Here is a 23,837-nt window from a genome sequence, read left to right as displayed (position 1 = left end):
TTGTAAATTAGAATTTATTTGTATATTTGCAATGCAATGCGGAGCAATCCAATCTGCTACCAGAATAAAATCCTACTATTTATAGTGGGATTTTGTTTTTTCAATTGAATTATAAACTTCTTCAAATTTTTCAAATAGTTCTTTTTTAGTAAATAAAACAGCTTTACCATTATTAATGATGATTATTTGATTAACCCACTCTTTTTTATACGAGTTAAGTTTACCTTTAATTTTAGCCGTAACATCTTTTGTATTAAACTCTTTAAAATTTTTAAAGTCAAATACCATTATCGAAGCACCTTGCTTTTTCAAAGAATCAAATGCAGACATTACTCCTCTTAATGTTGACACTTCCTTTCTATCGGCTAATTTTCCATTTATAAAATATTCAGGATTTTTATACTTGTCTAAATTAATATGCCCTCTAATTTCAACATTCATTTTTAGTTCATCTACAATAATTTTAGCACTTTCTAAATTTTCTGCAAAGTCCTTTTTATCATAAAAAATATTTACTTTCACACTTTTACCTTTGTTACTATAAGCATTTTCCAAAGGTGCATTCAACTTCATCAATTCACTATTCCGAACGGCTCTATCATTGGTTTTTAAGAGTTTAAAAAACTTATGGTTATTGGTGAAAATTTCTTCATCTATTCCTACATTACCTGGCATATCCGGAACGTCTAAATCGGCTATTTTGTCTTGCGTAACTTTTTCCGCAGTTTGGACTACATCACAACGGCATCGCCATCCGTTTGGCGGATAATAAATGCCCCAAAACGGGTCGTCAACTGGTTTCACAATTCCATTAAGCATAACGTGTTCATCTCTCACCTTTCCGTCTCCAGTGGTTCTGTAACGCAAGTTTGGAAACAATTCTTTTTCGGCTTGTATTTTTTGCCACTTATTTGCCATCTGTGCCGCAGCTCTAGCGGTTTGATATTCGGCTTGTAACCAATGTTTGTTGTATTGTGCGTTTACTTTACGCACTAGTTGACTATATTCGTTAAATGGCCGCATTTTGCCGTCTTGAGAGTACAACATTTTGTTTACCGTTTCTAACATTGCATACGACTTGGCACCTGCAAAAGTGTAAAGGTTTTTTTTGAGTTCAGTTACAACGGTATCTTCCCCTTTTTTGGTGTATTGCGTTTCCCACGATTTACCAAAACCCTCTTTTGCACCGCTAGACAAATCTTTATAAGTTTGCTTTATCAACTCAATATTCAAGTCTTCAGGTTTCATTTTTCCTTCTTGCAATTGTTTTGCGATGGTATCAATCAAATTTTCATAAACAGAAAAGTCTAAAGCTTCAATAAAAGGTTCTTGACCTGTACAGGTAGCGCACCCGCAATCTTGCGAATGGTAGGAGGCTTCAATTTGTTTAAAAATTGCTTCTACTTGACTTTTTTTTTTAACTCTAAATCTTTTTGATTAGGCTGTTCCCCTCCTTTGGAGGGGTTAGGGGAGGCTTTCTGTCCCAAAATTGGCACTCCAGTTTGTTGCTCTACCCACTCGGGATCTATCTCAAATTGATTGCCTAGAATATTCACAAGCTCTGCAGTTTCTTTTGACGTTCGTATTTCGGCATTGTCCCACTCAAAGTAATGATTTGATAAGGCAGAATACACGGGAGACAACTTTATTAATCGAATAAAAACGAGCTTATTCATCACGTTTTTAATCATTAATTTGTCGCTTTCAAATCTGTCTTTTGCTAACTTAAATTGAATTTCAACCGAACCTACAAAACCTTTCTCATCGGTTAAACCTGTACCACCTAAAAAACGTTTTGATATTTCAGAGTTGGCACGTTCCACCAAAGGGTCAAATGCACCCGATGGATTGTTCGAGCTTATCGATGGAACTTCAAACTTTTCGTTTCCACGCCCAACCATAAAGTGATTGGACTTGAAACTTTGAGCCGCTTCAAAAAGTTGATTTAATCGGTTGTCGTCTTCTCGGTCTGTGGTTATGAATAAAGGCGGAACTCCGTATTTTTCAACAAAGTCAAGCCACGCGCCAATGCCTAGTTTTTTAGCCAAAACAATTGGAGCTACCTGTGCCAGCATTCCTAAATCTTTGTCCTTTCCAACCTGCAGGTAATAATTAGCCATTGTTCCGTCTTTATATGGCCATCCTTTGTCCTCTCCAGGCGTTTTGGTAATGATGCCTTTTTTAGGATTGAAATAGCCTAAAGGAATTTCGTTAACTTCCAATAGTTCGCCCATTTCATCAACATCAAATAACTCAATTAATGTTGTGCCTTGAAAGCGTGCCATTAAAATAAGGCGCACCAATTCTTCAAACCAAGTGCGCTCAAATAGTTTGCTTAACTCCTCGTTTTCTTCTCCGCTTTCACTTACAATTTTAAAAGTGGAGCGTTGACAAAATAAAATTCGTGAGTCAATTACGGATGCAAGGTGGTTGTCTAAAAGCAGGTTTTCATATAAAGTCCTTAAACTAGAGCGGTCGGGATTTTCGGGGTCGGTTGCTAATTGTATCGCACTTTTCCATTCCGCAAGATTTTTAGACTGCATCGTTACCGATTCATAATCTAATTGTCCGGAATAGTTTTTACTTGAACTATTGGCTTCTGCAACTACTTTTAATTTTCTTGGGTCAGCGTTTCGTAAAATTCGATTTTCAAGTGCTGTGTAGACGGCTTTAAAAGGATTTTCCATTAGATGTAAAAGTTTGAATTAGACAAATTGCCCGAAATAGAGTTACTAACAACGGAGCCATTAGAAGCAACCGCAGATGGAACTCCGTCAAGTCGAATAATGCCCGTTGCAACTTCTTTGAGTGTTTTCATTGCCTCATCAAATTGCTCTTTATAGTCATTTGGGACTTTGCGTGCTGCGTTTCTTCTGATAAGTTTATACAATACCAACTTTGCTAAAATTTCTTTTAACACCTCGTTATCTATCGGACTATCCTCCGCGAAAATGGTATTAACATCATACCTGGTCCCGAGATAAGTTTTTATAATAGCAATTTGAGTTAGCTCAATTTGGTCTAGTATTTCGTCATCATTTTGCGAGCTCTCGTCAATAAATCTTTCTTGAGCGTGAGATATTAAATAGTCCTTATCAATGTAAATCATATACGGTCATTTTTTGGGCGCATTAGCCCTGATTTATAGTTGCTGTTTTCAGAACCTGAAAACGTTACATACTTTTCGCATTCATCGGTTACGCCTTTTTTGGCATCCGGGTAATCGTCCTTTGTGTTGTATCCTGGTTCAATTCCAAAAAGTTGAGCCATTGCCACTTGGTGGTCTTTTTTGTGCTTTAATTTTTCGCTGTAAAAGAAACGCCCATTTTGATAATAGGGTTGCAATTGTAGCATCCTGTCATATTTATTGGCACGTGGTCGGTCTCTTTTAATGATGTTTAAACGGCAATTAAATAACCTTTCGGCATCACGAATGGCACTTTCTACAGCATCATTCCAAAATTGACTTTCAAACACCCAATGCACTATAACCGTTTCGGGTAATGATTTTTGAAATTGACACATATACGCTAAAGCTTCGTGCATTTTACATTGTTTTACAAAACAATCAATTTCCCAAAAATCTCGCTCTTTTAAGCCCTGTACTACAATAGCATTATAATCGGAACTTTGAGTTCCTGAATAGGCAACATCCCAATAACCAAAAATTATCTTGAAAGTATTTAGTTTTGGCAGCGGTGCATATTGGATGTCTTCGGCTTTAAAAATTGTACCTTCAACGTGTGGCTCATTATTAAACTCGGCTCTAGCGGCCAATGCTCCAATCTCCTTTTCCATTTGCTGGAAATAATCGCTCGAGTATTTTTGCCACCAAGTAGGCTCAAATGTTACGGGGTCGTATGAGTTCACTTGATCAATTACCCAGTCGGGGTGTATCTCCTGTAAAATGGTTTGCACCATTTTGTGAGCAAACTTATTGTTAGAGTGAATATACCTTCTAATTCCGCCGTCCATTGTTGGTATTAAATCCCTTTCAATCCAACGAGCCATTTTTAACTGCCTAACAGGATTTGCGTTTAAGTCTTTCGTTTCGATGTCGTCAGGTACAATGTGTGTAGGCCTTTTGTTTTTTACACGCAATCCCCTTACTGATTGTCCCATACCTAAAGACTGGCCAATGAATCCACCTTTTGTAATAAAAAAACCGTCCTCCCAACTACCTTGGTTGTATTGCTCTCCAAAATCATTAATGATTTGAGGATTGGACTCAAATTCCGCTCTTATATCTTCCAGTAATTGCTTTCCTCTGTCGGCATTGTTTCCCACTACAACCAAATAAATTGGCTCCTCGTTGATCCATAGCCAAAAAGGGATTAAAACGCAATTAACCACAGATTTTGCCGAGGCGCGTCCCCATTGCGCAAAACCTTTAAAGGTTTTATTTTTCTTTACCTTATTTGCAAAGTCAATATGGAAGTCGGGAGTTTCTGCGGTGGCATAATGCGGAAAGTATCGTTGAACCATAAAGCTAAAACTCTTTTTTGCCATTTCAATAGCCTCGCGTTTTTCTTTGTCACTTTCAAATGGATTAACATTAGAAAACGACCGGGAGAGTTGTAGCTTCTTTTTATAGCGTTCGAGAGTGGCTTTATCAGTTTTTTTCATCTACTTTCACTATTCTTTTATCAGCAGTATGCGTCACTTTATTTTCTTGAAAATTGTAAAAAAGTCCAGTAATTACACTGACACGGTATATACCATCGTGCAGGTGCTTTTCTTTAACAATTTGACCTACTTTAAATCCCGCACCTTTCTTTAATAGGTGGGATCCAATATTTAGGTAATATTGATTTAAGGGAGCCTTATTTATCATAAGGTTCAAAATGATTTTTAATAATGTCATCCTAGTTTAATTGATATGGTTGATAAATGAGACTCCTGAAAGTCAAGCGTTTTTAAATAAACATCTTTGTCGAAATGCTCAAGATTTTTAAAAATATCGTTCATAACTTCAAGATAAATACCTAAAGAAATTCTGTTTTCGCTGTCCATTCGCTCCAGCGCTTTAGTTTGGATGGCGACTTCTTGAGAAATAGACGCAGACTGTTGGCGAAGTGTAATAACTCGCTCTTTGTCGCCCACCGCTTTTGCCGATTTAACCTCGATATTAATTTCGAGCTGTTGGTCTGTTAATTCGCTAATGAGCTCCTTAATTTTTGAAGCCCTATTTTGCGAGCTATTCATATTGGCATCTCGCACAGACTTCCAATTCCCTTTTTCAACCCAATCGCCAATAGTCTTTTCAGAAACATTTACTATATCTGAAATTGCTTTGGCCGTAAATCCTTGATTTGTGTAGTAATCAAAAGCGATTCTTTTCTCTTTTTCCTTTGCCATACTGTTATTTCTATGGTACAAAGTTGTTGTAATCAGCTGTAAAAATTCAATTGGCTTTATAGTTCGGTATCTGTATTTAACTAATTCAGTAGTTGTGCATTACTGATTAAGAACATCCTTTTTTTTACGATGAGTTAAAACCTAAACTTTGTCATCTCAAAAAGGATAAAAAACTAAAATTTAATGCCGAAACCTAGAACATTTATAGAAGCGTCTGCAAGTGGAACAACTGGAACCATCAGAATTGTTGACCGTATTAGTGAATATTCCCAAAGTTCATCTTCTACAATTAAAACAATTGTGGATGAGTATTTGAAAACGGGTGTTGTCGATGTAGAAGTGTATATAAATAGTGCGGGCGGAAATTGTTTTGAAGCCACAGAAATGTGTAACGATTTGAAACGACTTCCAAAGGTTACTATTAAAATTGGCTCGGTTGCCGCTTCTGCTGCAACCTATTTTATGACACAGTTTCCAAGTGTCGCTTTTCCAAACTCTCAAATAATGATCCATCGTCCAAAGTTGGGAACTTATGGCGATGTCGTCACTATTAAGGCGGATTTGAAGTTGCTAGAAAACACAACCGAAGATTACAAAACTGCTTATTCAACTAAAATGAATAAAACAGTAGAACAAATCGAGGAGTTTTTTGCACAAGGCGACTATTGGATGACTGCCAATGAAGCTAAAGTTCAAGGACTGTTGGACACGATTTTAGAGCAAACCGAAGAGGTAACAGCCGAGAGTATTAAACTACTTGAGGCCGTTGCCGCTCCAGTAATTCCCGTAATTAATAACGAAACCCATAAAAAAATGGAAAGAAAACAACTGATTAGTAGATTAAAACTTTCGGCAGATGCAACCGATGCGGAAATCGATGCGGCTTTAACGGCTCTTGAAGCTAAAGCGTCCAAAACGGACACTTTGGAGGCAAGTGTAAAAGCAAATCAAGAAGCACAGGCAACCGCATTGGTAGATCAGGCAATTTTAGACAAAAAAATTACAGCCGATCTAAAAGACAACTACTTGAAATTGGCTAATGCTGATTTTGAAGGTACAAAGACAATTCTTAACGCTATGCAAGGAGTTACTAAAATTTCTGCGGAAATAGAAGAAACTGGAGCATCGGCTACAGGACGTGAAAAATGGACTTTAGAAGATTTTCAAAACAACGACCCTGAGGCATTAATGGAAATGATGTCCAAAGAACCTGAAAGATTTAAAAAACTCGAAGCGGCTTACTTCGGTTAAATCGGTTATTCCATAAGTCAAGAAATTATAAAAAATTAAGTAAAACCAAAATTAGAAGGCGGCTTACTTCGGTTAAATCCTGTATTACCTAAGTCAAAAAAAAGTAAAAAAGTAAAAAATTAAGTAAAACCAAAATTAGAAAAATGAGAAATCAGTTTAAAGGACTTTTTAAAGTCGTATTTTTATTAGCCCTGTGTTTGGGCGCATCTTTGTTGGCGAATGCCTTTGGTATGAACGACCATCACGTACAAATGGCCGCTGTAACTCCCGTTGCATTGCCAGTCTTGAATCAAACTGCAGAAAAGGAAATGATTAAGAAATTCCGCCACGATAACACCTGGTTGGGAGCTTTGAAAAGTAAGCAAAGTTGGGTAAATAATGACGTAATTAAAATCCCAAAGCGTGGTGCCGCACCAACAGTATTAATTAATAATAGCGTTTATCCTATTGTTTCTGCAGGTAGAGATGACTCTCACGTAGTACTTTCTTTGAACAAATACGAAACTACAAATACAACCGTAACTGCGGCTGAATTATATGCATTGCCATACGAGAAAGTTTCTGACGTTCAAGAGCAACACAGAGAGGAATTGGAAGATAAAACAAGCCAACACGCCCTACACTCTATCGCGCCAAACTCAAATACAGGAACTACACCAGTTTTAGTGTGTACAGGTGCACCGGATGCAAACGGACGACCAACATTAAGAGCTAAGGATGTATCCAACTTAAAAAGAAGGTTTGATAAGTTATTAGTTCCTAAAGAAGGTAGAATATTGGTTTTATGTACGGATCACGTTGCCGATTTATTGGACGAAGACAAAACGTTTACAACCCAATACCATAACGCAATTGATGGCGTACTTTCTAAAAACTTCTACGGATTTACAATTTATGAAAGTACCTACAACCCAACTTATACTGCAGGTGTAAAAGTTGCTTTTGGAGCTGTGGACGGCGCACAAGTAGCATCAATTGCTATGCACTCTAAAACTTGTTTCAAAGCATCGGGTACAGTTGTTCGTTATGCGAGAGCCGCAGAACAAGATCCAGAAAACAGACGACACACAATCGGTTTCGAGCTTTACTTTATTGGTATCGCCATTCGTGATGAAGGTGTAGCCGCTATCATAGGATAGACAGTCTGATTTATTTAAAAAGGCAGTCGAAGCCATTGCGGCTCGACTGCACCCTTAGGGGCTAAATCTTTTAAGAAATGAATGTAATTGTAGAAACTGCCGAAAAAGAAATTGGAGTAGTTGAAACTCCAAAAAACAGCAATAAGACCAAATACGGTAAGTGGTTTGGACTTGATGGAGTTGCGTGGTGTGGAATATTTGTTAGTTGGATTTATGCTCAGGCAGGAAAACAACTTCCAAAAATTGGATTTTTAAAAGGATTTGCAGGTTGTCAAACCGCTGTAGCCTTTTTCAAAAAGAAAGGTTGGATTACGACAAAGCCGGTCCCAGGAGATATTGTTTTTTTTGATTGGAACGCCGACGGTAGATATGACCACACAGGGATTTTTGTCAGGGGTATTGATAAAAAAACATTTGAAAGTATCGAAGGTAATACTTCATTAACTAATCAAAGTAATGGTGGTCAAGTAATGAGGCGCGTTAGGAACTACTCAGTTGCAATTTTTGTACACCCTGAATTATAGATAATGAAAAACGCAAACGCATACGCACTATTCAGCTGGTTTACTTCGTCAGTTCGCTTGCGCTCGTGTGGATTCCTCCTAATCATTCTTTGGATGACCAGTTGCTCAACGCGAAAAGTTGAAAGTTCAACAGTCAAAAAAGAGAATGAGGCTGAGCGATTGGAGGTCGAAAGAAAAGACTTGGAAGTAAAGGAAAACTCTAATGTTAAGGTTACCAAAGATGTAACTGAAACAGAGGACACAACTACAGAAAAGAAAACTTATTCGCCTGTAGACCCAACAAAGCCGAGTTCGTTTACAGACGATAACGGCAGTAAAAAAGAGTTGAATAATGCTTCTTATACAGAAGAAAAAACAACCTCAAAAAAAAACAAAAAAGGCACAACAAAAGCCGATTTATCTCAGTCGAAAACAACTAAAGATAAAGGATTAAAAAGTAATGGCACCAGGGCAAAAAGTAAAGAAGCAGTAAAGGGCAAAAATGCAAGCCGGACTTATTTTAGTTGGTGGTGGTTACTCCTCCTACTTATTCCAATTGGAATATATGTTTTTCGGAGGTGGCGCGATAAGATTTGGTGGGTTTAAAAACTATTTAAAAAACGAAAAAATGAACAAAGTATATTCAAAAAAAGAAATGAAAGCGAAAGCACAAGAAGTGTTTGAGCAGTATCCTTCAGAGGATAAAGTTTTCGCTCGAGAAGATGGTAACATTTTCTTTAATGAAAACTTGGCGGAACTTGGCAGAGGTAAATTAAAAGTCTACCCCTTCGACCGAAGCGATATCATCAAAACGGACAAACCCGTTGAAGATATTGATGTAGATGCAGAAAATGTAGATGGCACTCCATCAGGTGATGCTCCAGTAGTTGAAGTTCCTACCGTTGATGCTCCTGCAGTTGATGCTCCTGCAGTTGATAAAACTTTAGGTAAAAACGGCAAAAATCCTGAAACAAGAAACTCTAATACCAAGAAATAATGGCGGAATTATCAGGAGTAAAAATAGAAAAACTTCAAGGAGGTTTAGGCCGTAAAAACCCGAGTACGGACTCTCACTTTGCCTTAATTATTAAGGCTACAGGAAATGCCGCACTAGATGCGATTATTTCTAATGCAGGTAAAGGCTTGATATTAACCTCACTTTCTCAAGCGGAAAGTTTAGGGCTTACATTGAGTGCAAGTGCGAACGGTGCATCTCCTTTTTATGAGCATATCTCTGAATTTTTCAGACTAGCTCCCGAAGGAACGCTTTACTTATTTAACAACAAAACCGTTGCCAATCTTTTAGCTTTCATCAAAGAGAACAAAGAGGTTAAAGGTTTTGCAATCGTTGACGATTTTGGGGCGGCTACTCAAGAGGCTACAATTGCTCAATATCAATCAGGTATCATCAATGTATTAGCGACCGAAAACAGGTTGATTGATTTTGGTGTGATCGGTTGGAACAATTTCAACATTGCCAATGCAATTGATTTGACGGAGTTAGACGCTCCTCAAATTTCTGTTTTAGTCGTTGGTTCTGGAACGTCAGGCTTTGCGGCTGTAGGTGCATTTTTAGGAATGTTAGCCGTTCGTAAAGTAAATGAAAATGCTGGTTCTGTGGATATTCAAAACAAGCCACTTGAAAAAAGAGGCTCGTCAGACTATACATTGACTGACAAAAACAAAGGTTTATGGGTTAATCCAAAATTAACTGGAGGTGCAACAATCAGCTCATTGACAAAGGCACAATTAACCGATTTAGAGAGCAAAGGATACATTTATGCGGCATCGTATGAGGGTTATCCTGGTGCATTCTTCACGAACTCAAAAACGTGTATCAGTCAAGCATCCGACTACTGTTTTATCGAAAACAATCGCGTTTGGAATAAAGCGGCAAGAACGTTGAGAATTGCCCTTTTGCCAGAAGTAAAAGGAGTTGTCAAAAAGAACCCAACTACAGGGTTTATCAAGTCCACAACCATAAGCCGTTGGACAGGTATAGCCAACAAAGCGTTGGAGCAAATGGTTAATAATGACGAAATAAGCGGTTTTGAAAATTATATTAATCCAGCTCAAGTAGTTAATAGTACTCAGCCGGTAAAAATAACTTCAAAAGTAGTTATGGACGGCATCGTTCACGAGTTTGAAGTGGCTTTAGGTTTAACCAATTCAATAAATTAAGATGAGCACGATAGTAAATAAATTCGGTGTAATGCAGGGCTGGAACGCAGTTACTGCCAATCTTTTAGGTAGAGACCTAGAAGGAGTTACGGAACTCGCATACAGCGACTCGCAAAAAAAGGAGAACGTTTACGGAGCGGGAGCATTTCCCATTGGTCGAGGTCGTGGGAACTATGAGGCGAAAGCAACCATTACGCTTTTAAAAGAGGAGGTTGATGCTTTGAAACTTGCATTACCTGCAGGTAAAACAATTCAGGACATCGCTCCTTTTGATATTGTTGTGGAGTATGAAACTGAAAACGGATCTATCAAAAAAGATAGAATTCGCAATGCGGAGTTTATGGGCGATGGCGTTGAAGTAAAACAAAACGATATGAGCATTGCCACAAAATATGAATTATTAATCAGCCACATTGAGTGGAATGTAATCTAAAAAATATGCCAGAAGTTGAAAACAAAAAAGAGGTTATTGTTAAGCCATACACAGCGGAAGCGGTGGCGGAACACGAAGGCAAAGTAGGTGGAAAATCGAACTTGCGTGAAATTATCGTTACCGACGATGAAGGCGTAGATTTTTATTATTTGGTAAAACGCCCTAGTCGAAGCGTAATTCAAGCCATTACGAGTGCTAACGGCAAAAACGATATCAACGGAGCCTCAAAAATCTTGTTAGGATGCGTTTTAGAGGGCGATATGGAAGCCCTTGAAAATAATGGCGCAATGTATCTGGCACTTGTAGAAAATATTACAACTTTAATAAGCGGTGTTAAGAGCGAGATAAAAAAGCTTTAGAAGGGTCTGAACTTGACCCAGAGGACAAAGAGGACGAAAACCAATGGATAGAAAAAGTAAATGCTATCCTGCGGTTTTCTCTTAAAGTTAACCCCGAAGAGCTTTCCAATAAGGAATGGTCGAAGTTATACAATGAGTGGGCTTATGTGCGAAAAAAGGAAAATGAAGCGCTTGAAATAGTTATAAAAAACGCCCTCTTCGAATTTGGAAAGGCGTTCTTATCTCGATAACCTTTTTTGAGCTCTTTTGTTTAAAACCTTTTCAATTGCTTTAAGAAAAAATAAAACCACTTTCAAAAATTTAGGAACAATAAAAGTGTTAGCCAATAGTAGTGAAATAAAAATCACAAAGGCCATAATCACATAAAAAGTAAAAGTTTCATACATCGTTATACGAATTTGAGCAAAGATAATAAAAATGTCAAACGCAATTACAACTTGGGAACTAAAGTTCAAGGACTTAATTTCAAACTCGGTACAGAAAGTACAAGAGGTTGTAAATACGGCTAGTACACGAGTTGATAATTTAGGGGCTTGCTTTAAAAGATTAAACGCAATCGATTTGCAAGCTATATCGCAATCGGCTCAAAATTTAAACCAACGATTTGAAAATCTAAACGCACCTTTCATAAGTTACGAAAGCGGACTTGCAGAGGTTTCTGCCATTACGGGAGTTACCGGTGCGGCACTTGACGATTTGGGCGAAAAAGCCCGCAAAAGTGCCAAAGACTTTGGCGGAGAGGCAACGGATAGTTTGAACACTTATAAAACCTTGCTTTCCCGTTTAGGCCCTGATATTGCCAAATCGCCCGAAGCTTTAGAAAAGATGGAACGCAATGTTCGTACACTTTCTAAAACAATGGGTAACGATGCGGCAGGTTCTGTAGATGCTCTTACCACAGCGATGCTTCAGTACGGCGTAGACTTATCCGATCCTACTGCAGCTCAAGAAGAGATGACTCGAATGATGAACATTATGGCGGCTGGTGCAAAAGAAGGAGCGGCAGAAGTTCCAAGTATTGCGGCAGCTTTAAAAGTAGCGGGGGTCCAGGCCAAACAATCGAATGTTTCCTTTGAAGAAACAAACGCCGTTTTGCAAGCATTAGCCGCTGGTGGAAAAGAAGGCTCGGAGGCGGGTGTTGCTTTGCGTAATGTATTAGGTAAAATGGCTGGAGTAGATGTATTGCCTAAAGAAGCCGTTGAAAAATTAAGCCGATTAGGTGTTAATATGAATGTGGTTTCTAATACCTCGCTACCATTGACTACCCGTTTACGAGAGCTTAAAAAAGCACAAGGCGATGCTACAATTATGGCTCAAATGTTTGGTACTGAAAATGCGGCTGCTGCAAGTATAATGCTAAACAGTGTAGACGCTCAGGATGAACTAAGGAGCAAAATTGTAAACACCAATACTGCACAAGAACAGGCGGCTGTGATGATGGATACTACAGCCGAAAAGCAAAGCAGGCTTAACGCATGGTACAATGACGCTAAAATTGCAATAGGCGAATACACCGCAGCTTATTCTCCTTATGTAAGTGCTGGAGCAAATGCTATTAGTATTATGGCCGACGGAAAAAACGCTTACGAAGGATATAAAACGGCATTAAGTGGCGTAAAAACAATGCTAGGTTTAACAGCAGATCAATCCTTAATAAGTGCGGCAAAAACAAAAATTGTATCTGTTGCTCAACGGGTTTGGACTGGAATAACTGGCTTAGCCACTGCCGCACAAATGGGATTGAATGCGGCAATGACTGCAAACCCAATAGGTGTAATAATTCTTGCTATTGTAGCACTTATTGCCGTGGTGGCTACCATAATTAATTACTGGGACAGTTGGGGTGCGGCAATGAGTTTATTATTGGGACCAATTGGAATTGTCATCGGAGCGTTCAAATCAATTTACGACCATTGGGAAAGTATTAAAACCGCTTTTAAAACGGATGGAATTATTGGGGGCTTAAAACGTATTGGAATGGTTATTATAGATGCTATATTGAAACCAATGCAACAATTATTTGAAATGGTTGGTTTGGACTCTTTGGCCAAAAAAATTGAGAAATTTAGAAACGATAACAAATTAGTTACCAAAGGCGAAAAAGAACAAAATGCAAAAGAGGCGCTTGAAGCAAAAGCAGATCAAAAGCAAACCGCGACCAAAAAATCAAAAGTAGTTTTAGATTCAAAAACCGAAACACCCGGCACAATATCTTTAAAAAATTTAGGGCAAACCACTACCGATAAAAATACTAAAAACGCGGGAGTAACTGCAACTGATGGCAATAACGTAAGTAAGTCAATAGTTCAAAACTTAACAGTTAATAATCATTTTGGGGTAAACGGTTCAATGGATATACGAAAAATAGCCGATGAAGTAACCGGGTTAATAATTGATCGTCTTCGTGACGGAGTGATACAAATAGGATAAAATGGCAGATTCAAGATACAACCTTTCGCAATTATTTCAAGCCGCTTTTGGGATTAACGCTCCCGTATTTATTACGGAGCCTTTATCAAAAGAGCAAAAGGAAACCTTTGATTACAAAGGGATCGAAATTATAAAAGATTACCATAAATCGGAAGCAACCAGCTGGATGGGTACGCCTATAATTGGGCTTCTAAAATTTAAAGGCGGAACGTATAAACAATATAACTCGAATGGAGTTTTAGACGATAAACAAATGCCGGACTTTACATTGCCACCTGCAACCTTGTTTTCATTTCGTAGAGCAAAAAATATTACAAAAACAAATCTTTTAGGAAGCAACGGTACCGTTAGAGAAATATTTGGATTTGATGATTGGATAATTGATGTTAAAGGAATGGCGATAGATACGCCCGAAATGAGTGCGACTGACCAAATTAAAACTTTGGGAGAATGGGAAAATTTAGCGGCATCAATTGAAATAAGTGGGAGCCTGTTTACTAACAAAAATATTCACGCCATTACAATTGATGACTATAAAGAAGAAAGCGTACAGGGTTCTCCAGGTATTATTCCTTTCTCAATGTCTTTAAGTTCGGATGAGTCTATTGTTTTGATTTTGCCAGACACAAATAAGAAGGTATGACCCTAGCGATGAATTGTAAAATAGTCTTTTCGGAAAATGAAAGGCGACCAGCAATTACTTTAACCCAAGTTACTGAAATAGTCGTTGAAAGCTCGTGGAAGCTTTTAACGGATACAGCTGAAATAGTGATTCCACGTAAAGTAAAGTTCTTTGATAAAAACAGTGTACGTAATACTTTTCGCCGGGGCGATTATGTAACGATTGCTTTTGGCTATAATGGCAATAATGTCGAGGAGTTCCGAGGCTATATAACAGAAGTTTCTGCAGATATTCCGATTAGAATAAAACTGCAGGACGAAATGTGGAAGCTCAAACAAATTCCTGTAAACTTTAGTAGTCCAAATATTAGCCTCAAAGAGTTGCTTTCCAATATTGCACCAGGTTATAAAATTGATGCTTTGGAAGGTGTTCAAATAGGAAGTGTTCGCTTTCCTAAAACTACGGTTGCCGAAGTTTTAGAAAAATTGCAACAAGAGCCGTGGAAATTGAATACTTACTTTAAAACGGTCAACGGCTCTCCGGTTCTTGTGTGTGGTAAGTATTATTCCGATGACAGCGATGAGGCAAAAGTGAACTTTGACTTAGAGCGAAACTGTGTAAGCAGCTCTCTGAATTACGTCCGTAAAGACGATATTCAAATATTAATCAAAGGAGTTTCAACTTTATCGAATGGGACAAAAATTGAAGTGGAGTTTGGAGATAAAGACGGGCAAACAAGACAGCTCACTCATTATAATAAAACAAAAAGTGAACTCGAAGTTTTGGTAAAACTGGACTTCGAAAAAAGTAAGCAAGACCGGTTCGATGGGTCATTTACTGCTTTTGGAATTCCATCAGTAAAGCACGGACAAAAAGCGGATTTAACAAGTTCCTTATATGATGATAGGAACGGACTTTATTATATCGAAGGAGTTGCAAAAACATTTAACCGGGAGGGAATTCGTCAGGTTATAAAATTAGATCAAAAAACAAGTTGAAACGAGGAGATAACATAACGGAGCTTGGCGCGGTTCTCAACGAGAGAACTAAAAAACTGATTGATGTTCAAACGCATTGGTGCAATGTGAAATCAGTTGACTGGGACAAAAAAACAATGGTTGCAACCGGCTTAGTTGACGATTTGGATTTTTTCGATGTTAACCTCGGAATTGGTTCAATTTATAAAAAGCCAAAAGTTAAAACAAAATGCCTTATAGGTATCATTAACAATAATATTGCCGATGCCTTTTTGATTGAATGCGATGAGATTGAAATATTAGAAATAATTGATGAAACGGGGTTTAAAATAGTTTTAAAGGACGGCCTACTAACTTTTAATGGGGATCAATTTGGCGGTTTGGTAAATGCAAAAGAGTTGAAATTACAGGTTGATAAAAACACGCTAATAATTCAAAAAATGCAAGAAGTTTTTACGACTTGGACTCCAGTACCCCAAGATGGGGGTTCTGCATTAAAAAGTTTGGTTAGCCTGTTTACAAATTTGCAAAGAGCCGATTTATCAAATATTGAAAATGAAAAAATTAAACACGGATAATGATACTTGCTAAGGACATATTATTGGATGACACAGATGATATAGCTATCATTAACGGCGATTTTTTCATTGACGAAAGCACTCTGCAAGAGGTTGGAATCATTTTAAGATTAAACTCTGGAGAGTTAAAGAGCGATCCCGTTTTAGCTCCTAATTTGATACAGCTTGTAAAGGCTGAGGCGAACGATCAAGAGTTTGAGGAGCGGGTTAGATTGTTTTTAAAACGTGATAATAAAAATTATGATGATATTAAAAAGTTAATCAATATAAAAAATAGATAATGGGCGAACTACTTAATGAAATTATTTTGCTTTCGGCTACAGGCGGAATCGGCGGTTTTTGCGGTTGGTTTTTTACAAGAAAAAAGCTTAATGCGGAAGCAACGGGTAGTGAAATAGATAACGGTTCTAAAGTAGTAGAGCTTTATAAAAATGCTTTGGACGACTTGAGTGTTCGGTACGAACAAAAGTACCAGGATATTGAAAACCGATGCAAAAACATAGAAAGGCTTTTTGATAGTAAAGAAAAACTACTGCAACAGGAGTTAGAGTTATTAAAAAAGCAAGTCGTTCTCTACAAGAAAATGTATGATGACAAAGTAAGAGAATTTAACAAATATAAAAAGGAGCATCCGTGATAACTGTATTATCTAATCAATCAGTTTTAGACATTGCCATTCAAGAAGATGGGAACGTTTTAGCCGCTTTCGAGTGGGCTATCGCCAATGGCATCTCTATCACTGAAGAATTAGAGCCAGGACAAAAACTCACCTCTCAAGTTTCGGTGTTTAGAAATGATGATGTAGCCCGTTATTTTGGAGGAAAAAAACAAATGATTGCTACAGCAATGATTAACGAAAGCGAAATCAATCCGCCAGTAGGCATAGGCTCAATGATTATAGAAACAAACTTTATAGTACAATAATGGCACGAACAATAGAAGAAATACAAGGAGCGATGCTTTCGCAAATAGCAACCGACCCAAACTTATCGGCGATGAATTCCACGAGTAAGGTGGCATTGTACAGGCTGTTTACATTTGTGGTCGCCTTTTCTATTTGGGCACTCGAAAAGATTTTCGACCAGCACACAATAGACATCGACACCCGAATTTCCGAACAAAAGTCCGGCACAAAAAACTGGTATAAAAACAAGGCTTTGGACTTTCAATACGGCTTTTACTTGATGACCGATAGCGACGTGTACGACAATACTTTAGCCACTGATGAACAAATTGAAGCTTCAAAGATTGTCAAATATTGCTCGGTTAAAGAATCTCAGGAATCAAACCGATTAATTGTAAAAATAGCCAGTGAGGTAAATGAGGTCCTGGAACCGTTGACTGATGACCAACTGGATAGCTTTACGGCGTATATCGAGGAGATTAAGTATGCGGGTGTAAAAGTTAAAGTGGTAAACAATCCTGCCGATAAATTGATTTTGGATTTAGTTGTTTTCCGTGACCCATTGGTTTTGAGCGATACTGGAATGAGTATTCGGAATCCCAGCCAACCGATTGAAGACAGAATTAAGGCTTATATGAAAGAGCTTCCTTTTAATGGAGAGTTGGTTTTAAACGATATGATCGAGCAATTGCGTAAAGTGCCAGGCGTGGTAAACGTGCATATTCAGAGTGCGAGCTCAAGCCACTTTGATGTGGGTGGTTATACTGACTTTACCACATTCAATATTGCACGAATTCCAGAAGCGGGTTATTTTAAAATTGAAAACTTCGACACAATAGCTTATGTGGTATAGTGTAGATTGGAATAGGCTGGTATTGTTGCTTTTGCCAACATTTTTGCGAAAGCCAAAGACTGTGGCTTTTTTGCAAGCCTTGGTCGCGCCAATTTCGCAACTGCATTATCAGTGGACTTTGCTACGGTTTGATCACTATTACAAACTCTATCATAACGGTCAAGTTTGTAAACTTCGAAAATTATTGAATGATGAATTGGACCCGGCTTTGCGACGGATTTACATAACCGACGGCAACTCGTTTCCTAGAAAATACATTTATACCAGGGCAGAAAATAAGCCTGTGTTTATTGGTACAATGTTTATTTATCAAAATGACGAATATACAAACACGGGTGCGGATTTTACGGTATTTGTGCCTGCCGAAATTGTAAACACAAAAATACACGAGCTACGCGCTCTAATTGAATTTTACAAATTAGCGTCAAAACGCTACAAAATACAAGCTATATGAATACTTTAAACTTTAATCAATCGGTCGGTTTTCCTTTGGAAACGGACATACTGGACAGCATGCAAACGGCTTACTCCATCTTCAACGCACTTGGAGCTATTGCAGGCGAAAAGTCCATTATTTTAGGCTGCAACACCATTGGAGTGAATGTGTCTGACGGTGTTATTTATTTAAATGGCGAAGTTTTAAGGTTCGTGGGCGGATTTGCACAAGAAACAATTATCATTCAGGAAAATATTACTTCGCTCGAATTCGAAGACGGAAATTCAAACGAAGTAATTAAAGAGCGTTTCGCCACTTTTGGAACTGGAACGACCTCATACCCGTGGGCTGATTTCAAACGTGGAATGCCAACTATTGAAATTGTGGCCGCTTTACTTTTAAAAGCCGACAAATCGGTTGTAGATGCTTTGCTTACTTTGGTAGGAACAATGAACACAAAGCTTGGCGGCATTCAAGATGGTGCTCAAGTAAATGTTAAGGCGAATTGGGCAGAAGCCAACCCAACGAGCCCAGCCTTTATCCAAAACAAACCTACTGTGGTGACTATTTTGCGTCAAGGGGTTGCTGTTCTTGGCGATGTCTCTACAACAGATCAAATTAAGACCGTGACTTTTCCGACCGTTGGCACAAACAATTATATGGTAATCGGCACTATGATTTCAAATTCAAGCAGCTTCGACACGGATAACGATGTTATTTGGGTAATTCGTGAAAAGGCAAACAATTCTTTTAAAATAGGCCTTAGAGAAGTTTCTGGTCCTATACAAAATTTATCTTTTGAATACATTTTAATTCCACTGGCATAATGGCTACAAATTTAAACACGATAAAAAACTGGTTTAAAACCGGTTTAAAACCTACACAGGCTCAATTTTGGGCGTGGATGGACTCATACTGGCACAAGGACGAAACGATACCGACAAATAAGATTGATGGACTTGAAAACGCTTTAAATTCTAAAGCATCCAACGAACAACTTGCAGGTAAAGTTGATCGCGGTGGTTATGAGGGTACGGCTCAGGATTTAGCGGATGCGATTGAAAATATACCTGAACAAGTTGAGGAATTGCTTTCAGACGCAGGAAACCGAACTGTAAAATTGGTAACAGACGAAGATCCATATTTTTTAATTCAATCAGACGACAATAAATTTCTAACAATCACAACGGAGTTTGACCCCGTTTTAAGTTTAGGATTTACAGCTAACACGGAATTTTGGATTAAAAATACCTCGCCTACACCGAGAGAGGTTACATTTGATACTGCCATTGAATTTATAGGCTCTCCTTTAATCCCAACCAACGGACTAGCTATTTTAAAATTAATTGAAGTTGTTGATGATGTGGAATATTGGAGTGTTAACCACTTATTAGCTAATGGAACGCCTAGTGGTGACGGTTTTAAGAAAAACATATTTTTCACAACCTCATTAGCTGATTTAGGATTGACCACATTTGACGAACTCACAAACGAAATTGTAAAAGATTGGATTGATAGTTTGGAAATTGTCGAAAATGATAATGAGATTTATTATTTTGACATTACGGATGAAGTTGAAACTACATATAATTTTGAGTTAACAAGTCCTAATTGGGCATTTGAAGGAGTTACTGATGAAGCTAGTTTTATATACTGGTTAGGTAATCGGGTAAACTCACATGAAGACGCAAATGATTTAACAAATATAGAAGTTAGTAATTTTTCTCTGGTTGGTAATACAATTATCTGTAACATGATTGCTGATGGAACTATGTATACTTTAGATGGTCTTCAGTTGACTAATGCTGATAAAATAGGCGTTGTAAACGGTTTGCAAAGTTTAATGTTATTTAGTAACCAACTTACTTCATTTAATCCTGCTATTGATTTTCCTGATTTAGCAGTTTTAATAATTTCTCAAAACCAACTATCTATATTTAATCCGCCAGTTGGTTTGCCTGTTACAATGAGATATTTAGATTTAAACTCTAATGAGATGACAACTGCTGCATATACAGTAATGGAGAGTTGGGCAAATAGTTTATTGCCATTTACAAGTACTTGTAATGTTCTATTGGGGGGCAATACAGATTCTGTTTCAGGAACAACTTTAAAAACAATTTTAGAAAGTAAAAACTGTACCGTAAGCGGTTAATTATTATGAAAAAAAGAACCTACATATTAGAAAACAAGCCTAAAGGAGCTGAAGTAACTCCTGAAATGGTTAAGTTGTTAGTTCATGAAAATGAAACGGGATATATTCCCTTCGCCAACATCCAAACATCAAATTTCACAGCGGTTAATTTAGTAGCTTATTCCACAAATGGAACTTTAACAATTACCGACCCAACGCCCGAAACAAACAAGGGTTATATAGTTCACGTAGTTGGCGGTACAACCACAATAGACGGTGTAGGTTATACAGCTGGTGCTTTAGTTTACAGATTTTACAACGGTACGGTTTGGAGTAGTGTTGAGTATGCGAAAAAAAGCGACTTACCTATAACTATAATTCAAAATAATATTGTAAGTACAGATTCAACAACACCATTTTTAGCACGAACAATTCCAATTGGCAAACTAAACGAAATCAAAAAAATAAAAATTGAAGCGCAATTAATAACCGAACTTGATTTTCCTTCGGCTGTTATAAAGTTAAGAAATACTATTGATGATTCTGAAATTGAAGTATTTAATGATAGTTTAAACTCTTCTTTGTTTGCGGTAATTGACAAAACAATATACATAAATCCAGATAACAGCATAGTAGTTAATCCAGAAGTATTTCTTGACTTTCATTTAAATAATGGAATAGGTAGTAATTCAATTATTTCTTTTGTGCCAAATGAAGCCTATGAGTTGGATTTGTATATAGTCGCTGGTGCTGGCGATGTAATAAATAATTTAGGAATGAGTGTAATAGTTTACAAATAATTAATTTAATACTTTAAAAAATGGAACGTATTTTTCAAAAAAACAATTATCAACTAGAATCTAGTTTAGAGCCTGTTAAAATTTTTAATGAGGGTAGTTTAAATAAAGGAATGATTCCTGTTAAGTCAGGTAAAATCTATTCTTTTAAATCAAAAATTGAAATAAATGACGAGCAATTGTCATTTAGTCAAATCAATTTTAAAATGAATGGAGATTTATCAAATGTAAAAGACATTTCTTTTATTTCAAAAGTAACCTCATTGCCTATTGGAACACTTCCAACAGTAGAAAAATCACAAACTAATTTCGGTTTAAATGAAATTTTAGACGGTGGTTCAAGTATTACCGAAAATACACTAATTGAAATTGAGGGTGTTTTTAAATGTATTGAAAATACCTTTTTACAGCCTTGTTTTTCTTTTGACGATTTTGGAGGTAGAATTGTTGTTGAAGGCTCTTATTTTATTCTAAATGAAATTCAAACCACAAGCGACATTGTGTAGTTTATACCCTCTTTAATTAGAGGGTTATTTTAATGCTTAATATCCATTGGCAAAATGCCCATAAATAGAACACTCACTAAATTAGGGGTATTTGTCGCCTATGTCCTGGACAAAATAGACAAAAATCATTGCTTCAAAAGCATTGACGAGAGTGTAAGTAATTAATTTAAATAGGAACTATGAAAACAATTTTGAAAGCCAAGTGGCACCTACACGCGTTGATTATCATTTTGATGCAGCCTGTAATTATGTACTCTGATAAAAACCCAGAGTGGTTTGACTTTGGGAATGTAGGTAACTTTTGGCGGTGGTTTATTCTAACCCTTGCATCCTTTTGTTTAGGCTTTGTGGTTGAGTGGATTCAAAGAAAATTCTTTGGAGCACATAAAGAGCTGGGCGGTAATAAAAGAAGTTGGCAGGACATTTACGCTACAACGGTGGCGGGTGCGGTTGGTATCGCCGTTAACGAACTTTGGTTTGCAGTAGGGGTTTTGACTGCTATAATTATACTTGAAGTTATTAGGCGGAAAAACAAGTAATTGAATTTCCCGGAGGTGGGAATTAAAAAAAGTCCTCCAACAATTAAAAACTTCTCACGGTAATTTAATTATAGCACAAGCCACAGCGTTGGAGGACAAAAGTCTTCTAGTGCTGTGGCTTTGCTGTTTTTATTAATTATCCTGAGAGGCACAAATATACAAATCATTAATCATCAATCAAAAATCGAATGGAAAAAAAGAAAGTTTTTACAACGGCGCCTTTGCCGTTTATGGGTCAGAAAAGAAAGTTTTTAAAGCAGTTTAAGCCTGCTTTAATTAATTATTCGCAAACGGCAACTTATGTTGACTTATTTGGTGGAAGCGGTTTATTAAGCCACACGGTTAAGGCTATTTATCCAGATGCCACAGTAATTTACAATGATTTTGACAATTATCGCGAGCGACTTGATAACATCGACAAGACCAATCGCTTAATTGGGGATATTAGAGCGATTTTGGGCGATTTCCCGAAAGATAAACGCATAGGTGTAGAATTTTTAAAACGGGTTCTTAAGGACGACATGGCGGGTTATGTTGATTACATAACCTTGAGTAGTTCGATTTTGTTTTCAATGAAGTATGTGCAATCATTTGAAGCTTTAGCGAAAGAAACGCTTTACAATTGTGTGCGGCAGTCCGATTATGATGCTACAGGTTATTTGCATGGCCTGACCGTTGTTTCCAAATGTTATAAAGAATTGTTTGCGGAATATAAACATTTGGAAAATGTGGTTTTTATGGTTGATCCGCCTTATTTGTCCACTGAAGCCGGAACATACAAAAGTTTTTGGAAGTTAAAGGATTATTTGGACGTTTTGCAGGTTCTGGACGGCACTAAGTATTTTTACTTTACCTCAAACAAGTCTTCAATCATTGAGTTGTGTGAGTGGATTGAAACGAAAACGCCTATGAGCAACCCGTTTATTGGCTCTACAACTGCCACAATGAACGCAACAATGAATTATAACTCAAGTTATACGGATATAATGCTTTACAAGTATGAATAAGTATCACGAAATTTTAGACAAAATCTTGACAAAAGGAAGGTGTCAAGAGAATAAAAAAGGATCAATTACTTATCTAGTTAATCAAGCATTAGAGTTAAAGCCAATTGATTTATTGGAGCTATTTGAGGGGCATTCAGTTGCAAAAAAGAAGCTTAAAGATGAGTTGGTTTTGTTTATGCGAGGCGAGCGAATGACAGAGGCTTACCGTGAAATCGGAGTAAGTTGGTGGGACTATTGTGGACCTATTTTAGTAAATAGCTATCCTACATATTTTGAACAGTTGCCAAAGCTTATTGAGAAAATCAATATAGAAAAGCGAACGTCAAAGAACTACGTTTTGTTTCTTGGTTCTAACAACACCGAGAGTAACCAACAGCCGTGCTTAAGTTTGATACAGTTTCAAATTGATAAAGGCAAACTAATTGTGAGTGCTTATCAGCGTAGTTCTGATGCATCCCTTGGACTACCGTCTGACATTTATCACCTGTACTTGATAAGTAAACAGATTGAGCTGCAGTTGAAGTCTATAACATTGTTCTTGGGTAATGTTCACATCTATGAGAACAACATAGAGGGCACTAGGGAGTTGTTGAGTGGCGAAGCGGTTAAGTTTAATTTAAACGTTGGTTAAATGCTATTTAAAGGCCGATGTGGATGCATCGGCTTTTGGATTTTTATGGTACTTTTGGTTTTGAAAATTTATACTTTTCGTTTTGCCGATTATACTTAGATGAAAGAATTATACAGCATAATTCAGGAAAAACTATAACCACTAGTAAAAAGATGCCTTGGGAAATCTTATATTATGAAGTTGCTTTTAACAAAGAGGA

General features: G+C 37.3%; 30 protein-coding genes. 24 read left to right on the top strand and 6 right to left on the bottom strand.

Annotated features, from left to right (window positions below; genetic code table 11):
• Positions 1–75 precede the first annotated feature (75 nt).
• From ACIQ2X_RS03255 to ACIQ2X_RS03230, 6 genes are all read right to left on the bottom strand, one after another.
• A complete protein-coding gene (locus ACIQ2X_RS03255) occupies positions 76–1,287 on the bottom strand; it encodes a phage minor head protein (protein ID WP_396177450.1) in 1,212 nt (403 codons plus the stop codon).
• 113 nt (positions 1,288–1,400) lie between these two features.
• On the bottom strand, positions 1,401–2,687 hold the full coding sequence (locus ACIQ2X_RS03250; RefSeq protein WP_396177449.1) for a DUF935 family protein: 1,287 nt from the start codon (positions 2,685–2,687) through the stop codon (positions 1,401–1,403).
• A complete protein-coding gene (locus ACIQ2X_RS03245; protein ID WP_396177448.1) occupies positions 2,687–3,109 on the bottom strand; it encodes a phage protein Gp36 family protein in 423 nt (140 codons plus the stop codon). The genes ACIQ2X_RS03250 and ACIQ2X_RS03245 overlap by 1 nt, the downstream gene beginning before the upstream one ends.
• Positions 3,106–4,626: a hypothetical protein gene (locus ACIQ2X_RS03240; protein ID WP_396177447.1), complete on the bottom strand. Its 1,521-nt coding sequence runs from the start codon at positions 4,624–4,626 to the stop codon at positions 3,106–3,108. The genes ACIQ2X_RS03245 and ACIQ2X_RS03240 overlap by 4 nt, the downstream gene beginning before the upstream one ends.
• Positions 4,613–4,834, bottom strand: coding sequence for a hypothetical protein (locus ACIQ2X_RS03235; RefSeq protein ID WP_396177446.1), 222 nt, complete (start codon positions 4,832–4,834; stop codon positions 4,613–4,615). The genes ACIQ2X_RS03240 and ACIQ2X_RS03235 overlap by 14 nt, the downstream gene beginning before the upstream one ends.
• 26 nt (positions 4,835–4,860) lie before the next feature.
• Positions 4,861–5,358, bottom strand: a complete 498-nt coding sequence (locus tag ACIQ2X_RS03230) for a hypothetical protein (RefSeq protein WP_396177444.1) — start codon at positions 5,356–5,358, stop codon at positions 4,861–4,863.
• Positions 5,359–5,541: 183 nt separating this feature from the next.
• Between ACIQ2X_RS03230 and ACIQ2X_RS03225 the strand changes: the two genes are divergently transcribed.
• The 24 genes from ACIQ2X_RS03225 to ACIQ2X_RS03110 all read left to right on the top strand — a co-directional run bounded on the left by ACIQ2X_RS03225 (position 5,542) and on the right by ACIQ2X_RS03110 (position 23,638).
• Positions 5,542–6,609, top strand: a complete 1,068-nt coding sequence (locus ACIQ2X_RS03225) for an ATP-dependent Clp protease proteolytic subunit (RefSeq protein ID WP_396177442.1) — start codon at positions 5,542–5,544, stop codon at positions 6,607–6,609.
• 143 nt (positions 6,610–6,752) lie between these two features.
• Entirely contained in the window at positions 6,753–7,748 is a 996-nt protein-coding gene (locus ACIQ2X_RS03220; RefSeq protein WP_396177441.1) for a hypothetical protein, read from the top strand.
• 77 nt (positions 7,749–7,825) lie between these two features.
• Positions 7,826–8,272 (top strand): CHAP domain-containing protein, encoded by a 447-nt coding sequence (locus ACIQ2X_RS03215; RefSeq protein ID WP_396177440.1) that lies wholly within the window; start codon positions 7,826–7,828, stop codon positions 8,270–8,272.
• A gap of 3 nt (positions 8,273–8,275) precedes the next feature.
• Positions 8,276–8,857 carry a hypothetical protein gene (locus ACIQ2X_RS03210; protein WP_396177439.1) on the top strand — a complete coding sequence of 194 codons (582 nt, stop codon included), beginning with the start codon at positions 8,276–8,278 and terminating at the stop codon, positions 8,855–8,857.
• Between the two features lie 22 nt (positions 8,858–8,879).
• Positions 8,880–9,248 (top strand): hypothetical protein, encoded by a 369-nt coding sequence (locus ACIQ2X_RS03205; protein ID WP_396177438.1) that lies wholly within the window; start codon positions 8,880–8,882, stop codon positions 9,246–9,248.
• Positions 9,248–10,432: a DUF2586 family protein gene (locus ACIQ2X_RS03200; protein ID WP_396177437.1), complete on the top strand. Its 1,185-nt coding sequence runs from the start codon at positions 9,248–9,250 to the stop codon at positions 10,430–10,432. The genes ACIQ2X_RS03205 and ACIQ2X_RS03200 overlap by 1 nt, the downstream gene beginning before the upstream one ends.
• A 1-nt stretch (position 10,433) precedes the next feature.
• Positions 10,434–10,865, top strand: a complete 432-nt coding sequence (locus ACIQ2X_RS03195; protein ID WP_396177436.1) for a hypothetical protein — start codon at positions 10,434–10,436, stop codon at positions 10,863–10,865.
• A 5-nt stretch (positions 10,866–10,870) separates the two neighbouring features.
• Positions 10,871–11,224 carry a hypothetical protein gene (locus tag ACIQ2X_RS03190; RefSeq protein WP_396177435.1) on the top strand — a complete coding sequence of 118 codons (354 nt, stop codon included), beginning with the start codon at positions 10,871–10,873 and terminating at the stop codon, positions 11,222–11,224.
• Positions 11,225–11,641: 417 nt separating this feature from the next.
• Complete coding sequence (locus tag ACIQ2X_RS03185) at positions 11,642–13,654, top strand: phage tail tape measure protein (protein ID WP_396177434.1); 2,013 nt, start codon at positions 11,642–11,644, stop codon at positions 13,652–13,654.
• 1 nt (position 13,655) lies between these two features.
• Positions 13,656–14,297, top strand: a complete 642-nt coding sequence (locus ACIQ2X_RS03180) for a DUF6046 domain-containing protein (protein ID WP_396177433.1) — start codon at positions 13,656–13,658, stop codon at positions 14,295–14,297.
• On the top strand, positions 14,294–15,274 hold the full coding sequence (locus ACIQ2X_RS03175; protein ID WP_396177432.1) for a hypothetical protein: 981 nt from the start codon (positions 14,294–14,296) through the stop codon (positions 15,272–15,274). Before ACIQ2X_RS03180 ends, ACIQ2X_RS03175 begins: the two co-directional genes overlap by 4 nt.
• Positions 15,271–15,831: a hypothetical protein gene (locus ACIQ2X_RS03170; RefSeq protein WP_396177431.1), complete on the top strand. Its 561-nt coding sequence runs from the start codon at positions 15,271–15,273 to the stop codon at positions 15,829–15,831. The genes ACIQ2X_RS03175 and ACIQ2X_RS03170 overlap by 4 nt, the downstream gene beginning before the upstream one ends.
• Complete coding sequence (locus ACIQ2X_RS03165; protein ID WP_396177430.1) at positions 15,831–16,112, top strand: hypothetical protein; 282 nt, start codon at positions 15,831–15,833, stop codon at positions 16,110–16,112. Before ACIQ2X_RS03170 ends, ACIQ2X_RS03165 begins: the two co-directional genes overlap by 1 nt.
• Entirely contained in the window at positions 16,112–16,468 is a 357-nt protein-coding gene (locus ACIQ2X_RS03160; RefSeq protein ID WP_396177429.1) for a hypothetical protein, read from the top strand. The genes ACIQ2X_RS03165 and ACIQ2X_RS03160 overlap by 1 nt, the downstream gene beginning before the upstream one ends.
• A complete protein-coding gene (locus ACIQ2X_RS03155; RefSeq protein ID WP_396177428.1) occupies positions 16,465–16,755 on the top strand; it encodes a hypothetical protein in 291 nt (96 codons plus the stop codon). The genes ACIQ2X_RS03160 and ACIQ2X_RS03155 overlap by 4 nt, the downstream gene beginning before the upstream one ends.
• Positions 16,755–17,588 (top strand): nucleotidyltransferase, encoded by an 834-nt coding sequence (locus ACIQ2X_RS03150; protein WP_396177427.1) that lies wholly within the window; start codon positions 16,755–16,757, stop codon positions 17,586–17,588. Before ACIQ2X_RS03155 ends, ACIQ2X_RS03150 begins: the two co-directional genes overlap by 1 nt.
• Positions 17,578–18,042 carry a hypothetical protein gene (locus tag ACIQ2X_RS03145; RefSeq protein WP_396177426.1) on the top strand — a complete coding sequence of 155 codons (465 nt, stop codon included), beginning with the start codon at positions 17,578–17,580 and terminating at the stop codon, positions 18,040–18,042. The genes ACIQ2X_RS03150 and ACIQ2X_RS03145 overlap by 11 nt, the downstream gene beginning before the upstream one ends.
• Positions 18,039–18,851 (top strand): hypothetical protein, encoded by an 813-nt coding sequence (locus tag ACIQ2X_RS03140; protein WP_396177425.1) that lies wholly within the window; start codon positions 18,039–18,041, stop codon positions 18,849–18,851. The genes ACIQ2X_RS03145 and ACIQ2X_RS03140 overlap by 4 nt, the downstream gene beginning before the upstream one ends.
• On the top strand, positions 18,851–20,179 hold the full coding sequence (locus tag ACIQ2X_RS03135) for a hypothetical protein (protein WP_396177424.1): 1,329 nt from the start codon (positions 18,851–18,853) through the stop codon (positions 20,177–20,179). Before ACIQ2X_RS03140 ends, ACIQ2X_RS03135 begins: the two co-directional genes overlap by 1 nt.
• A 5-nt stretch (positions 20,180–20,184) precedes the next feature.
• Positions 20,185–20,958 (top strand): hypothetical protein, encoded by a 774-nt coding sequence (locus tag ACIQ2X_RS03130; protein WP_396177423.1) that lies wholly within the window; start codon positions 20,185–20,187, stop codon positions 20,956–20,958.
• A 20-nt stretch (positions 20,959–20,978) separates the two neighbouring features.
• Positions 20,979–21,461 (top strand): hypothetical protein, encoded by a 483-nt coding sequence (locus tag ACIQ2X_RS03125; protein WP_396177422.1) that lies wholly within the window; start codon positions 20,979–20,981, stop codon positions 21,459–21,461.
• 179 nt (positions 21,462–21,640) lie between these two features.
• Positions 21,641–22,000, top strand: coding sequence for a hypothetical protein (locus ACIQ2X_RS03120; RefSeq protein WP_396177421.1), 360 nt, complete (start codon positions 21,641–21,643; stop codon positions 21,998–22,000).
• Between the two features lie 188 nt (positions 22,001–22,188).
• Positions 22,189–23,007 (top strand): DNA adenine methylase, encoded by an 819-nt coding sequence (locus ACIQ2X_RS03115; protein WP_396177420.1) that lies wholly within the window; start codon positions 22,189–22,191, stop codon positions 23,005–23,007.
• On the top strand, positions 23,000–23,638 hold the full coding sequence (locus tag ACIQ2X_RS03110) for a thymidylate synthase (protein WP_396177419.1): 639 nt from the start codon (positions 23,000–23,002) through the stop codon (positions 23,636–23,638). Before ACIQ2X_RS03115 ends, ACIQ2X_RS03110 begins: the two co-directional genes overlap by 8 nt.
• The last annotated feature ends 199 nt before the right edge of the window (positions 23,639–23,837 follow it).

It is taken from the genome of Flavobacterium sp., assembly GCF_044368625.1.
In the GTDB taxonomy this organism is placed as follows: domain Bacteria; phylum Bacteroidota; class Bacteroidia; order Flavobacteriales; family Flavobacteriaceae; genus Flavobacterium.
Note: the sequence above shows the minus strand (reverse complement) of the source record. Positions and strands in the feature narration are given on the sequence as shown.

What these genes read in the sequence shown, in the direction of transcription:
- ACIQ2X_RS03250 (WP_396177449.1), bottom strand. Translation starts at nt 2,687, where the DNA reads ATGGAAAATCCTTTTAAAGCCGTCTACACAGCACTTGAAAATCGAATT.
- ACIQ2X_RS03245 (WP_396177448.1), bottom strand. Translation starts at nt 3,109, where the DNA reads ATGATTTACATTGATAAGGACTATTTAATATCTCACGCTCAAGAAAGA.
- ACIQ2X_RS03240 (WP_396177447.1), bottom strand. Translation starts at nt 4,626, where the DNA reads ATGAAAAAAACTGATAAAGCCACTCTCGAACGCTATAAAAAGAAGCTA.
- ACIQ2X_RS03235 (WP_396177446.1), bottom strand. Translation starts at nt 4,834, where the DNA reads ATGATAAATAAGGCTCCCTTAAATCAATATTACCTAAATATTGGATCC.
- ACIQ2X_RS03230 (WP_396177444.1), bottom strand. Translation starts at nt 5,358, where the DNA reads ATGGCAAAGGAAAAAGAGAAAAGAATCGCTTTTGATTACTACACAAAT.
- ACIQ2X_RS03225 (WP_396177442.1), top strand. Translation starts at nt 5,542, where the DNA reads ATGCCGAAACCTAGAACATTTATAGAAGCGTCTGCAAGTGGAACAACT.
- ACIQ2X_RS03220 (WP_396177441.1), top strand. Translation starts at nt 6,753, where the DNA reads ATGAGAAATCAGTTTAAAGGACTTTTTAAAGTCGTATTTTTATTAGCC.
- ACIQ2X_RS03215 (WP_396177440.1), top strand. Translation starts at nt 7,826, where the DNA reads ATGAATGTAATTGTAGAAACTGCCGAAAAAGAAATTGGAGTAGTTGAA.
- ACIQ2X_RS03210 (WP_396177439.1), top strand. Translation starts at nt 8,276, where the DNA reads ATGAAAAACGCAAACGCATACGCACTATTCAGCTGGTTTACTTCGTCA.
- ACIQ2X_RS03205 (WP_396177438.1), top strand. Translation starts at nt 8,880, where the DNA reads ATGAACAAAGTATATTCAAAAAAAGAAATGAAAGCGAAAGCACAAGAA.
- ACIQ2X_RS03200 (WP_396177437.1), top strand. Translation starts at nt 9,248, where the DNA reads ATGGCGGAATTATCAGGAGTAAAAATAGAAAAACTTCAAGGAGGTTTA.
- ACIQ2X_RS03195 (WP_396177436.1), top strand. Translation starts at nt 10,434, where the DNA reads ATGAGCACGATAGTAAATAAATTCGGTGTAATGCAGGGCTGGAACGCA.
- ACIQ2X_RS03190 (WP_396177435.1), top strand. Translation starts at nt 10,871, where the DNA reads ATGCCAGAAGTTGAAAACAAAAAAGAGGTTATTGTTAAGCCATACACA.
- ACIQ2X_RS03185 (WP_396177434.1), top strand. Translation starts at nt 11,642, where the DNA reads ATGTCAAACGCAATTACAACTTGGGAACTAAAGTTCAAGGACTTAATT.
- ACIQ2X_RS03180 (WP_396177433.1), top strand. Translation starts at nt 13,656, where the DNA reads ATGGCAGATTCAAGATACAACCTTTCGCAATTATTTCAAGCCGCTTTT.
- ACIQ2X_RS03175 (WP_396177432.1), top strand. Translation starts at nt 14,294, where the DNA reads ATGACCCTAGCGATGAATTGTAAAATAGTCTTTTCGGAAAATGAAAGG.
- ACIQ2X_RS03165 (WP_396177430.1), top strand. Translation starts at nt 15,831, where the DNA reads ATGATACTTGCTAAGGACATATTATTGGATGACACAGATGATATAGCT.
- ACIQ2X_RS03160 (WP_396177429.1), top strand. Translation starts at nt 16,112, where the DNA reads ATGGGCGAACTACTTAATGAAATTATTTTGCTTTCGGCTACAGGCGGA.
- ACIQ2X_RS03150 (WP_396177427.1), top strand. Translation starts at nt 16,755, where the DNA reads ATGGCACGAACAATAGAAGAAATACAAGGAGCGATGCTTTCGCAAATA.
- ACIQ2X_RS03145 (WP_396177426.1), top strand. Translation starts at nt 17,578, where the DNA reads ATGTGGTATAGTGTAGATTGGAATAGGCTGGTATTGTTGCTTTTGCCA.
- ACIQ2X_RS03140 (WP_396177425.1), top strand. Translation starts at nt 18,039, where the DNA reads ATGAATACTTTAAACTTTAATCAATCGGTCGGTTTTCCTTTGGAAACG.
- ACIQ2X_RS03135 (WP_396177424.1), top strand. Translation starts at nt 18,851, where the DNA reads ATGGCTACAAATTTAAACACGATAAAAAACTGGTTTAAAACCGGTTTA.
- ACIQ2X_RS03130 (WP_396177423.1), top strand. Translation starts at nt 20,185, where the DNA reads ATGAAAAAAAGAACCTACATATTAGAAAACAAGCCTAAAGGAGCTGAA.
- ACIQ2X_RS03125 (WP_396177422.1), top strand. Translation starts at nt 20,979, where the DNA reads ATGGAACGTATTTTTCAAAAAAACAATTATCAACTAGAATCTAGTTTA.
- ACIQ2X_RS03120 (WP_396177421.1), top strand. Translation starts at nt 21,641, where the DNA reads ATGAAAACAATTTTGAAAGCCAAGTGGCACCTACACGCGTTGATTATC.
- ACIQ2X_RS03115 (WP_396177420.1), top strand. Translation starts at nt 22,189, where the DNA reads ATGGAAAAAAAGAAAGTTTTTACAACGGCGCCTTTGCCGTTTATGGGT.
- ACIQ2X_RS03110 (WP_396177419.1), top strand. Translation starts at nt 23,000, where the DNA reads ATGAATAAGTATCACGAAATTTTAGACAAAATCTTGACAAAAGGAAGG.